The 11,670-nt window shown below is 58.9% G+C and carries 11 protein-coding genes; 9 read left to right on the top strand and 2 right to left on the bottom strand.

Annotation, left to right across the window (positions count from 1 at the left end; translation table 11 throughout):
- On the bottom strand, window positions 1–1,314 hold a 1,314-nt coding region (locus tag H8S59_RS22900; RefSeq protein WP_187522896.1), incomplete at its 3' end, for a bifunctional DedA family/phosphatase PAP2 family protein.
- Between the two features lie 2 nt (window positions 1,315–1,316).
- Window positions 1,317–1,988 carry a DNA-3-methyladenine glycosylase gene (locus H8S59_RS22895; protein ID WP_187522898.1) on the bottom strand — a complete coding sequence of 224 codons (672 nt, stop codon included), beginning with the start codon at window positions 1,986–1,988 and terminating at the stop codon, window positions 1,317–1,319.
- Between the two features lie 337 nt (window positions 1,989–2,325).
- Here H8S59_RS22895 and H8S59_RS22890 point away from each other — a divergent pair, with 337 nt between their 5' ends.
- The 9 genes from H8S59_RS22890 to H8S59_RS22850 form a co-directional block, all read left to right on the top strand.
- Window positions 2,326–3,597, top strand: a complete 1,272-nt coding sequence (locus H8S59_RS22890; protein WP_187522895.1) for a glutamate-5-semialdehyde dehydrogenase — start codon at window positions 2,326–2,328, stop codon at window positions 3,595–3,597.
- A gap of 67 nt (window positions 3,598–3,664) precedes the next feature.
- Complete coding sequence (gene nadD, locus H8S59_RS22885; RefSeq protein WP_176469959.1) at window positions 3,665–4,309, top strand: nicotinate-nucleotide adenylyltransferase; 645 nt, start codon at window positions 3,665–3,667, stop codon at window positions 4,307–4,309.
- Window positions 4,310–4,325: 16 nt separating this feature from the next.
- Window positions 4,326–4,727 carry a ribosome silencing factor gene (rsfS, locus tag H8S59_RS22880; protein ID WP_095100455.1) on the top strand — a complete coding sequence of 134 codons (402 nt, stop codon included), beginning with the start codon at window positions 4,326–4,328 and terminating at the stop codon, window positions 4,725–4,727.
- A 9-nt stretch (window positions 4,728–4,736) separates the two neighbouring features.
- Window positions 4,737–5,204, top strand: a complete 468-nt coding sequence (gene rlmH / locus H8S59_RS22875) for a 23S rRNA (pseudouridine(1915)-N(3))-methyltransferase RlmH (RefSeq protein ID WP_087267625.1) — start codon at window positions 4,737–4,739, stop codon at window positions 5,202–5,204.
- A 12-nt stretch (window positions 5,205–5,216) separates the two neighbouring features.
- Complete coding sequence (gene mrdA / locus H8S59_RS22870; protein ID WP_095100453.1) at window positions 5,217–7,118, top strand: penicillin-binding protein 2; 1,902 nt, start codon at window positions 5,217–5,219, stop codon at window positions 7,116–7,118.
- A 31-nt stretch (window positions 7,119–7,149) separates the two neighbouring features.
- Window positions 7,150–8,253: a rod shape-determining protein RodA gene (gene rodA, locus H8S59_RS22865; RefSeq protein ID WP_187522897.1), complete on the top strand. Its 1,104-nt coding sequence runs from the start codon at window positions 7,150–7,152 to the stop codon at window positions 8,251–8,253.
- 17 nt (window positions 8,254–8,270) lie between these two features.
- A complete protein-coding gene (gene mltB, locus H8S59_RS22860) occupies window positions 8,271–9,278 on the top strand; it encodes a lytic murein transglycosylase B (RefSeq protein ID WP_095100451.1) in 1,008 nt (335 codons plus the stop codon).
- The gene (locus tag H8S59_RS22855; protein WP_095100449.1) at window positions 9,278–10,285 is read left to right on the top strand and encodes a septal ring lytic transglycosylase RlpA family protein; all 1,008 of its coding nucleotides are present in this window, start codon (window positions 9,278–9,280) and stop codon (window positions 10,283–10,285) included. The genes mltB and H8S59_RS22855 overlap by 1 nt, the downstream gene beginning before the upstream one ends.
- 241 nt (window positions 10,286–10,526) lie before the next feature.
- The coding region (locus tag H8S59_RS22850; RefSeq protein WP_187522894.1) for a D-alanyl-D-alanine carboxypeptidase family protein at window positions 10,527–11,670 on the top strand (1,144 nt) is incomplete at its 3' end.

Raw genomic sequence — 11,670 nt, 5'->3', positions numbered from 1 at the left:
ATACTGATAACGCAGCACTGCATGGGGCATTGAATGCAACGCGTAACCGGTGAACAGCACCGCAAGCGAAGGTAATATCAGCCACCAGATTCTCACGGGCAAGGCAGGTAGCGACGATTGACGTTGCACCAGGCTCAGGCTGATCGCGCACAGCGTGAACGCCAGGAGCATCCCGGCCAGGACGTCGGTTGGCCAGTGCACGCCAAGGTAAACCCGCGACATGGCGATCGAGATCGCGGGTAATCCGCCGAGCATCAACCATGTCAGGCGCAGTCGCACCGGCTGGCCGCGACCGGCCAGCACTGCCAGGGTCATGAAGAATGCAAATGCGGCAGAGCTGTGGCCACTCGGCATGCTGTAAGTGGTCAGCGGCTCAAGCAGTACTTCCGGCCGCTGGCGAGCGAATACCCATTTCATTGCGCCATTAGCGCACGCGGTACCCAACGTCGTGATAGCGGCAAACAGCGCATGCCGCCATTGCCGGGTGACCAGCAAGATCACCAGTAACAAGGCTGCAGCGTAGAACTGGGTACGGAAATCCCCGAGGCCGGTCACTACAATCACGAACTGATCGACCACCGTGCTGCGGTGCTCCTGGATCAGCGTCATGATGCCGTTATCAAGCTGCGTCAGATGCGGCCAGCCGAAGAATATGGCCGCGAGGAGTACCGCACTGGTTCCTGCGATGATTTCAGTGGCGTACTTTTTGGAGCGCAGACTGGTCTGGATGGCGACGCCGATCAGTATCGCCAATCCACCGCCGACTACGGCTGCCTGAGGCCAGAAACCTTCCGGCAGTGGCAAACGCACGGCTGCGCCCGCGGCCCAGCCCGGTAGCAGATACGCAATCGACCAGCCCACCGCAGCGATCACGCTTACGGCGGCGAAGCGTGGGAACGGCATGTCGAACATGCCCGCCACCATGGGCAGCATCGGCCGCAGCGGCCCAATGAATCGCCCGACCAGCAGACTGGCAATGCCGTAACGCTGGAAATAGGTTTCTGCGCTGCCGATCCACTCCGGATGGGTGCGAAGGCCCGGAAGGCGTCGAATGTTTTGATGGTATTTACGACCAATGAAGTAGGAAACCGCATCGCCCAACAGGCCGCCGAGGAAACCCAGCAGCAGGACTTCCCCCAGCGGGAGAATCCCGCTGCCGGCCAGCGCTGCAACGGCAAACAGTACGACTGTCCCCGGCACGATAATCCCGACAATCGCTACGCATTCAACGAACGCGATCAAAAAGATAGCCACGCTCAGCCACGAGGGATTGACCGCCAGCCAGCCGGTGATGCTGTCGAGCCATTGGCCCATGGTTAATTTCCTTGATCGAGATAAAAGTAGTCGCGCCCTTCGACCTGACCGCGTCGCAGCGGGTTCCGTGTGCAGAAGCGAGCGTATTCAGGGTCGACGAAGCGGTACATCAGGTGCTCATCACGGCCCAGAGGTATACCCAGACGCGTGGTCTGGATGATACGGGGTGGCGTTTCGCCCACATCTTCCACGAGTAACAAATTTGCATCGAAACGTTTCGCGTCCCACATCGGCACTTTGAGGCCCAGCGCCTTGCATAGCAGTGTCTGGCCTGCGCACAAGCGTTCGGGCGCACGTAGCGCGCCGCTGGCGTCAGGGTTGTTCAGCTGCATTCGGGCCAGACTGTTGGCATCCGATACGGCATCGACCCATGGATGGGCTGATTTGATCAGCACCGCGTTGCCCGGCCCTTCGGCGCTGAAGTTAAGCGAATCCCCGCCGCGTGCGTAGTACATATATATGTGCCCGCCATCGAGAAACAGTGCTCTGCGTTTTTCGGTATAGCCGAGGGAGGCGTGGCTGCCTTTTTCGGCGAAATAATAGGCTTCGGTTTCGATAATTCGCGCGGCGAGCCAAAGATCACCCACCTTGTGTCTGATGACTTTACCCAGCAGCGCCTGCGCCAGAACCTGGGCGTCGCGGTTGAAAAAGCTGTCGGGCAAGGCGGTCGGCATGGCGGGGTACACAAAAGGGGCGGGCACTGATCATATCAATGCGGGGCTTAATTGCAGCTGAATGTGACAATGCAAAACATCTGCTTGCATCTGTAGGAGCTGCCGAAAGCTGCGAAGCATTTACCCTGACACACCGCCATCGCAGCCTTCGGCAGCTCCTACAAGTCATCTGGTTGCTGCGCGACAGCGCTGTGTCAGGAGCACAAGGCGATCTCCTGCAGTTAAAGCCTGCGCTCTATTTCACCCCGTTATCGACCATCCGCCTGTCACCGCTGTCGTTAGCGCCGCCCGACAGCTATAATCGGCCGCTTTCTTCTCTGCCAAGACCTCTGAGACCATGACTGAGTCCGTTCTTGACTACATGACCCGCCTGGGTCGCGCCGCCCGCGAAGCTTCGCGAGTGATCGGCCGTGCCAGCACCGCGCAGAAAAACCGCGCCTTGCTCGCCACCGCCGCCGCTCTGGACGAAGCCCGCGACAAGTTGTCCGCTGCCAACGATCTGGACCTGGCCGCAGGTCGCGCCAATGGTCTGGAGCCTGCCATGCTCGAGCGCCTGGCCCTGACCCCCGCACGTATCGACAGCATGATCGTCGGGTTGCGTCAGGTAGCGAACCTGCCCGATCCGGTTGGTGCGATCCGCGACATGAGCTTTCGGCCGTCAGGTATTCAAGTCGGCAAGATGCGTGTGCCGCTCGGTGTTGTGGGGATCATCTATGAGTCGCGTCCGAACGTAACCATCGATGCTGCGAGCCTCTGCCTGAAGTCGGGTAACGCCACGATTTTGCGTGGCGGCTCCGAAGCGATTAACTCCAATCGCGCGATTGCTGCCTGTGTCCAGCGCGGTCTGGCCGAAGCCGAGCTGCCTGCTGCTGTGGTGCAAGTGGTGGAAACCACTGACCGCGCTGCCGTGGGCGCGCTGATCACCATGCCCGAGTACGTGGACGTTATCGTGCCACGTGGCGGCAAAGGTTTGATCGAGCGGGTCAGTCGTGATGCGCGTGTTCCGGTGATCAAGCATCTGGACGGCATCTGCCACGTTTATGTCAGCGCCCATGCTGATCTGTCCAAGGCTCAGCGCATTGCCTTCAACGCCAAGACTTATCGTTATGGCATTTGTGGTGCCATGGAAACGCTGCTGGTCGATCAGACCGTCGCAGCCGAATTTCTGCCTCAAATGGCTGCCCAGTTCCGCGAAAAAGGCGTCGAGCTGCGTGGTTGTGAGCGCACTCGTGACCTGATTGAAGCGATCCCGGCCACCGAAGAAGACTGGAATACCGAGTATCTGGCGGCGATTCTGTCGATTCGTATCGTGACCGGCCTGGATCAGGCCATCGAACACATCAACCACTATGGCTCGCATCACAGCGACGCCATCGTTTCTGATCATCAGGGGCAGGTCCGCCGTTTCATGGCTGAAGTCGACTCCAGTTCGGTGATGGTCAACGCGCCCACCAGCTTTGCGGATGGCTTTGAATACGGATTGGGTGCCGAGATCGGCATTTCTACTGATAAGCTGCACGCCCGCGGCCCGGTCGGCCTGGAAGGTCTGACGTGCGAGAAGTACATCGTGATCGGCGACGGCCAGTTGCGCGGACAGGAGCCAGCCTGACTTGAGCGCACCTGTGCAGCACGCGGCAGTGCCTGCGGATGCTGTAACCGACGAGGCCGTTGAGGTCTTGCCCAAACGTATCGGTATGCTGGGCGGCACGTTCGACCCGGTTCACATCGGTCACTTGCGCGGAGCCCTTGAGGTTGCCGCGTTGCTTGAACTCGATGAGTTGCGCCTGACGCCCAGCGCCAGGCCACCTCATCGCGACACGCCGAGTGTCAGCGCAAACGACCGCCTGGCGATGGTCGAATGCGCAGTGGCCGGTGTGACGCCCTTGACGGTGGATGACCGTGAACTGAAGCGGGACAAACCGTCGTACACCATCGACACCCTGGAATCGATGCGCGCCGAACTGGCCGCAGAGGACCAGTTGTTCCTGTTGCTGGGCTGGGATGCTTTTTGCGGGCTACCCACCTGGCATCGTTGGGAGGAGTTGTTGGAGCACTGCCATATAGTGGTGCTTCAGCGCCCGGACGCCGACAGCGAGTCGCCGGATGCCATGCGCAATCTGCTGGCGGCCCGCGCGGTCAGCGATCCGAAGGCCCTTAAGGGGCCCGGCGGGCACATTACATTCGTCTGGCAGACGCCTTTATCGGTGTCTGCCACCCAGATCCGCCAACTGCTGGCCAGCGGTAAGTCGGTACGTTTTCTGGTGCCAGACGCCGTACTGGCCTACATCGAGGAGCACGGGCTGTACCGTGCTCCCAATTGAACTGAATGAGTTTTATATGACCAAGCAAAAACTACACACTATTTCCGGCGAAGAGCTGGTTGAACTGACCAAGGCTGCCCTGGAAGACGTCAAAGCCCAGGACATTCAGGTCATCGACGTGAAAGACAAGCACAGCCTGACTGACTACATGGTTATCGCTACCGGTACCTCGAACCGTCAGATCAACGCGATGCTCGACAAGGTTCGCGAGAACGTCAAAGCCAAAGGCGCACAGCCTCTGGGCGAAGAAGGCAAAGGCGAGAGCGATTGGGTTCTTCTGGATCTGGGCGACGTTATCGTGCACATGATGACCGCTTCTGCTCGTGCTTTTTATGACCTGGAACGCCTGTGGATGGGCGCAGAACAGAGTCGCGCTGCAAGCGCTGCGCACCACACTCCGGGTAACGAAAGCGAATAAGGCCTCATTGTGCGTCTGCGTCTGATTGCCGTTGGTTCGCGCATGCCCAAGTGGGTGGAAGAAGGCTGGCATGAATATGCCAAGCGTCTGCCATCCGAACTGGCGCTCGACCTCGTGGAGATTCCGCTCAATACCCGTGGCAAGAATGCCGACGTGGCCCGTCTGATCCGTCAGGAAGGCGAGGCCATGCTGGCAAAAGTGCAACCGGGCGAGCGGATCGTGACCCTGGAAGTGCACGGCAAGCCATGGAGCACCGAGCAACTTGCGGTGGAGCTGGACCGCTGGCGCCTTGATTCACGCACCGTGAACCTTATGGTGGGCGGCCCGGAAGGGCTGGCCCCGGAAGTCTGTGCGCGCAGCGAGCAACGCTGGTCGTTGTCACCCTTGACGTTGCCGCACCCTCTGGTGCGCATCCTCATCGGCGAGCAGATATATCGCGCCTGGACAGTCCTGTCCGGGCACCCCTATCACAAATAGCATCGCGCCCTCATGTCTCAGCCGATCCGCCTAAAAGACCACGAGAAAGACGCACGCCTTGTGCGGGGTCGCGTCGTGGTCGGGGCTGTGGCCGTCGTGGTGCTGGTGTGCGTATTGATTGCCCGGCTGTATTTCCTGCAGGTCATCCAGTACGACTATCACTCGACCCTGTCGGAAAACAACCGCGTCCATGTGCAGCCGATTCCGCCAAGCCGCGGCTTGATCTTCGATCGTAATGGCGTGGTGATCGCTGACAACCGGCCCAGCTTCAGTTTGAGCATGACCCGGGAGCGTTCTGGCGACTGGGCCCAGGTGCTGGACACCATTGTCGAGGTGCTGGAGCTGACGCCGGATGACCGGCTGATCTTTGAAAAGCGCATGAAGCAGGGGCGGCGGCCATTTGAACCGGTGCCTATCCTGTTTGAGCTGACTGAAGAGCAGATCGCCCGCGTGGCGGTTAACCAGTTCAGGCTGCCCGGCGTGGAAGTCGTGGCGCAGTTGGTTCGGCACTACCCTCAGGGGCCGCACTTTGCGCACTCGGTGGGCTATATGGGGCGGATCAACGAGAAAGAGCTGAAGAGCCTCGATCCGGTCAACTACAGCGGTACGCACCATATTGGCAAAACCGGTATCGAGCGTTTCTACGAAGAGCAGTTGCACGGGCAGGTAGGCTACGAAGAGGTCGAAACCAACGCCCGTGGTCGTGTTTTGCGAGTGCTCAAGCGGACTGATCCGGTGCCTGGCAAGGACATCGTCCTCAGCCTGGACATCAAGCTTCAGGAAGCGGCCGAAGCCGCCCTCGCAGGGCGTCGTGGCGCAGTTGTGGCCATGGACCCGAGAAACGGCGAGGTGCTGGCGATGGTCAGTGCGCCGAGCTTCGACCCCAACCCGTTTGTAACCGGTATCAGTTTCAAGGCTTATGCCGAGTTGCGTGATTCCATCGATCGGCCGCTGTTCAACCGGATTCTGCGCGGCCTGTATCCGCCCGGTTCGACTATCAAACCGGCTGTGGCAATTGCCGGGCTGGACGCGGGTGTGGTGACAGCCTCAAGTCGAGTGTTCGACCCGGGTTATTACCAACTGCCCAATTACGATCATAAATACCGAAACTGGAACCGCACCGGCGATGGCTATGTGGATCTGGATACCGCGATCATGCGTTCCAACGATACCTATTTCTACGATCTGGCCCACAAGCTGGGCATCGATCGGCTCTCCGCGTACATGAACAAGTTTGGTATCGGGCAAAAAGTGTCGCTGGATATGTTTGAAGAGTCTCCCGGCCTGATGCCATCCCGCGACTGGAAGCGTGCGACCCGTCGTCAGGCGTGGTTCCCGGGTGAAACACTGATTCTCGGGATCGGCCAGGGCTACATGCAGGCCACGCCATTACAACTGGCCCAGGCCACCGCGCTGGTTGCCAACAGAGGCGTGTGGAACCGGCCGCATCTGGCCAAAAGCATCGAGGGCGAGAAGCCGGTTGATGAAAATCCGATGCCCAATATCGTGTTGCGTAACCCCTCTGACTGGGACAAGGTCAATCACGGCATGCAGCAGGTTATGCATGGCGCGCGGGGGACAGCGCGCAAAGCCGCACTCGGTGCTCAATACCTGATCGCTGGCAAAAGCGGCACCGCCCAGGTGGTGGCAATCAAGCAGGGCGAGAAGTACGACCGCTCCAAGGTTCAGGAACGTCACCTCGACCACGCGCTGTTCGTAGGCTTTGCCCCGGCCAATGATCCAAAGATTGTGGTTTCGGTCATGGTCGAAAACGGCGAATCCGGCTCAGGTGTTGCGGCCCCTGTGGTCCGTCAGGTCATGGATGCCTGGCTGCTCAAACCTGACGGAACACTCAAACCTGAATATGGCGGCGCTCAAGCCGTGGAGGCCGCGGCCAGTGCCAGTGAAGAGTAATTTCGACCGCATTTTGTCCAGCGAAGACGTGATGCGTCGCCGCGCGACGTTTCTGCAGCGCATTCATATCGACGGTCCTTTGCTGGTGCTTTTGCTGACGCTGGCGGCAGGCAGCCTGTTTGTGCTGTATTCGGCCAGTGGCAAGAACTGGGACCTGCTGATCAAGCAGGCGAGTTCGTTCGGTATCGGCCTGGTGGCAATGGTGATCATCGCCCAGTTGGAGCCGCGTTTCATGGCTCGCTGGGTGCCCGTGTTGTACGTGATTGGCGTGTTATTGCTGGTGGTGGTGGATGTCATGGGCCATAACGCCATGGGGGCCACGCGCTGGATCAATATTCCCGGGGTCATCCGCTTTCAGCCTTCCGAGTTTCTCAAGATCATCATGCCGGCAACCATCGCATGGTATCTGTCCAAACGGACCCTGCCGCCGCAGCTCAAGCATGTCGGCGTGAGTCTGGCGATGATCGGCGTTCCGTTTGCGTTGATCGTTCGCCAGCCAGACCTGGGCACCTCGCTGCTGATTCTGGCCTCGGGTGCGTTCGTGATGTTTATGGCGGGTCTTCGCTGGCGCTGGATTATTAGCGTGATTGCCGCTGCGGTCCCGGTATCCGTCGCCATGTGGTTTTTCATCATGCACGACTACCAGAAGCAGCGGGTCCTGACCTTTCTCGACCCTGAAAGCGATCCGCTGGGCACTGGCTGGAACATCATTCAGTCAAAAGCAGCCATCGGTTCCGGCGGTGTATTTGGCAAAGGCTGGCTGCTCGGCACCCAGTCGCACCTGGACTTTCTCCCGGAAAGCCACACCGACTTCATCATCGCCGTACTGGGCGAAGAGTTCGGGCTGGTGGGGATTTGTGCACTGTTGCTGATCTACATGCTGCTGATTGGGCGCGGACTGGTGATTACTGCTCAGGCCCAGACATTGTTCGGCAAGTTGCTCGCTGGCGCGCTGACAATGACATTTTTTGTTTACGTTTTCGTCAACATCGGTATGGTCAGTGGCCTGTTGCCGGTAGTGGGTGTGCCGTTACCCTTCATTAGTTATGGAGGAACTTCGCTCGTGACGCTGCTGTCAGCCTTTGGGGTTTTGATGTCGATCCATACACACCGTAAATGGATCGCACAGGTTTGATTAAGGTGAAGAATTCAATGCAAGTAGTGCGTAGCTGGGCTCGATATGCTCCGGTGGTCGGCCTGGTTGGCATTCTTGGATCTGTTCAAGAAGCATTCGCTGGCGATTACGAAGGTTCGCCGCAAGTCGCCGAATTTGTCGGCCAGATGACTCGCGATTATGGTTTTGCGGGCGAACAACTGATCGAAGTGTTTCGTGAAGTGGAACGCAAACAGGCGATTCTTGACGCGATCTCCCGTCCGGCCGAACGGGTCAAGCAGTGGAAAGACTATCGCCCGATGTTCATCACTGACGCGCGCATTGCGCGAGGTGTGGACTTCTGGCGCCAGCACGAAGCTGCGCTGACACGCGCTGAGCAGGAATATGGCGTTCCGGCTCAGGTGATCGTATCGATCATTGGCGTCGAAACCTTTTTTGGGCGTAATACTGGCAATTATCGGGTAATCGATGCGTTGTCTACGCTTGGCTTCGACTACCCGCCGCGTGCCGACTTCTTCCGCAAGGAGCTGCGCGAGTTCTTGCTGCTGGCCCGGGAAGAACAAGTTGATCCGCTGACCCTCAAGGGCTCATATGCTGGTGCGATGGGGCTGCCACAGTTCATGCCGAGCAGCTTCCGGGCCTACGCCGTGGATTTCGACGGTGACGGGCACATCAATATCTGGACCGATCCGGATGATGCCATTGGCAGTGTGGCCAGTTACTTCAAGCAGCATGGCTGGGTGGCGGGCGAGCCGGTTGTCAGCCTGGCGAGCGTGCGCGGTGAACGTGTCGATGAAGGCCTCACACCGGGCATTGATCCGGTAAAGAACGTCGGGGAGTTGCGAGCCTTGGGGTGGTCGAGTCATGATGCGCTGCGCGACGACTTGCCAGTGACCGCATTCAAGCTGGAAGGCGAAAACGGACCTGAATACTGGATGGGTTTGAAGAATTTTTATGCAATCACTCGCTATAACCGCAGTGTGATGTACGCCATGAGTGTTCATCAGCTGTCTGAATTGTTGGTTCAAGCTCGGGGCGTCAAGTAATGCGGGCATTGCCGATGGTTACATCGTTGAAGTTGATAGCGCTGGCTTCGCTGTCATTGCTGGTGGTCAGTTGTTCGTCTCCAAGTCGTCCTGTCCAGAAGGGCACCGCCGGTATTTCTTCGCCTCCGGGCCTGGACATCAACCGTGCGCATAAAGATGGCGCGCCCTGGTGGGACGTGGATATCTCGCGTATTCCGGATGCTACGCCGAGCCTGCACACCGGCCCGTACAAGGCCAACCCTTATACCGTGCTGGGCAAAACCTATTTCCCTATCCAGGACTCCCGGAATTATGTCGCCTCGGGCACTGCGTCCTGGTACGGCACCAAGTTCCACGGCCAAAACACCGCCAACGGCGAGGTTTATGACCTGTATGGCATGAGCGCGGCACACAAGACGCTGCCGCTGCCCAGCTATGTGAAAGTGACGAATCTGGACAACAACCGCACGGTAATCCTGCGCGTCAACGATCGCGGGCCGTTCTATTCGGATCGCATCATCGACTTGTCCTACGCAGCCGCCAAGAAGCTCGGCTATGCCGAGACCGGTACGGCGCGGGTGAAGGTCGAAGGTATCGATCCACAAGTATGGCTGGCGCAGAATGGGCGTCCTGCGCCGCTGTTGCCGAATCAGCCGCAAGCCATTCCGCAAGCTGCAGCACCAGCCTTGATAGCATCCGCCGGGACTATCGAGCAGTACACACCGCCGCCGCAACAGCACGCTGCGCCTGCGGTGCCGTTTGACGCAAAAAAAAACGCTTCCGTACCAGTCTCTGGGCTGTATCTCCAGGTGGGCGCGTTCGCCAACCCGGACGCTGCGGAGCTCCTGAGGTCGAAATTGAGCGGAATGGTTCGGGCTCCGGTGTTCGTGAGTTCGATAGCCCGCAATCAACAGACGCTCTATCGAGTTCGAATGGGGCCGATCGAGACTCAGGGTGAAGCCCAGCAAATGCAAAACAGCGTAAGGTCAGCCAATCTGGGCCAGCCTAGCGTCGTGACACTGGATTAAGAGCCGCTTACGTCCCACAGAGCTATTCGGGACGGATTGGTTTTACAGTTGGCTGCCGGACTGATTGCCACCAGAGCGAACCGCGCAGTCAATTGTCCATGAGTCTGTCTGTCAAACAGGCGGTTCATGGGCCAGGATTAGAGCCTGGCACCGCCGGTCGTTGTGAGCGTCACCGCTTCCATCGGCCCGTTAAGCTTTGCCCGCGAGGGCATGTTTGCCCATTAGCAATTTCGAGAGACGGATGAACATCACCACCTTTGCAAAACGCTTGTGCCTGCTTGTACCGCTGATCATCACTCCGGCTGCCTGGGCCGCCGAGCAGATGACGCCTTCCGCTCCGCAACTGGCTGCCAAAGCCTATGTGCTGATGGACGCGAGCAGCGGTAACGTTCTGGTCGAGAACAATGGCGACCAGCGTTTGGCGCCTGCCAGTCTGACCAAACTGATGACCGCCTATATCGCGACCCTGGAAATTCGTCGTGGGCAGATCGGCGAGAACGACCCGGTGACCGTCAGTGAGAACGCCTGGCGTACCGGTGGCTCCCGGATGTTCATCAAAGTCGGCAGCCAGGTGACTGTCAGCGACTTGCTGCACGGGATCATCATTCAGTCGGGCAATGACGCCAGCGTAGCGCTCTCCGAGCACATCGCCGGCAGCGAAGACGCGTTCGCCGACATGATGAACAAGACTGCTGCCGATCTGGGCATGACCAACAGTCACTTCATGAACCCGACAGGCCTGCCGAACCCGGAGCACTACTCCTCGGCTCACGACATGGCGATCCTGGCACGCGCGATCATTCATGAAGACCCGGCGCACTATGCGATCTACTCGCAGAAAGAGTTCTTCTGGAACAACATCAAGCAACCTAACCGCAACCTGCTGCTGTGGCGCGACAAAACGGTCGATGGCCTGAAAACCGGTCACACCGATGAAGCAGGCTACTGCATGGTGTCTTCCGCCGTTCGTGATGGCATGCGTCTGATCGCGGTGGTATTCGGTACTTCGAGCGAGCAGGCCCGTGCGGCTGAAACCCAGAAGCTGCTGACTTACGGTTTCCGTTTCTTCGAAACCCAGAACTTCTACCAGAAGGGCACTGAGCTGGCTCAGGCAACCGTCTGGAAAGGCACCGAGCGCCAGATCAAAGCCGGTTTGGCTGAAGACCTGAGCATGACCATGCCAAAAGGCGAGATGAAGAAGCTGACCGCCAGCATGACCATGAACCCGCAACTGGTTGCGCCAATCGCCAAAGGCGACGTGATCGGCAAGGTTGAAGTGAAAATGGAAGACAAAGTCGTCCATACCGCTAACCTGATTGCCCTCGACGCTGTCGAGGAAGGTGGCATCTTCCGCCGCGTGTGGGATAGCATTCGCCTGTTCTTCT

Source organism: Pseudomonas folii (genome assembly GCF_014357575.1).
GTDB lineage: Bacteria > Pseudomonadota > Gammaproteobacteria > Pseudomonadales > Pseudomonadaceae > Aquipseudomonas > Aquipseudomonas folii.
This window is presented reverse-complemented; position numbering and strand designations above follow the sequence as displayed.

Coding starts and splice junctions, on each gene's coding strand:
- H8S59_RS22895 (WP_187522898.1), bottom strand. CDS start 1,988: ATGCCGACCGCCTTGCCCGACAGCTTTTTCAACCGCGACGCCCAGGTT.
- H8S59_RS22890 (WP_187522895.1), top strand. CDS start 2,326: ATGACTGAGTCCGTTCTTGACTACATGACCCGCCTGGGTCGCGCCGCC.
- rsfS (WP_095100455.1), top strand. CDS start 4,326: ATGACCAAGCAAAAACTACACACTATTTCCGGCGAAGAGCTGGTTGAA.
- mrdA (WP_095100453.1), top strand. CDS start 5,217: ATGTCTCAGCCGATCCGCCTAAAAGACCACGAGAAAGACGCACGCCTT.
- rodA (WP_187522897.1), top strand. CDS start 7,150: ATGCGTCGCCGCGCGACGTTTCTGCAGCGCATTCATATCGACGGTCCT.
- mltB (WP_095100451.1), top strand. CDS start 8,271: ATGCAAGTAGTGCGTAGCTGGGCTCGATATGCTCCGGTGGTCGGCCTG.
- H8S59_RS22855 (WP_095100449.1), top strand. CDS start 9,278: ATGCGGGCATTGCCGATGGTTACATCGTTGAAGTTGATAGCGCTGGCT.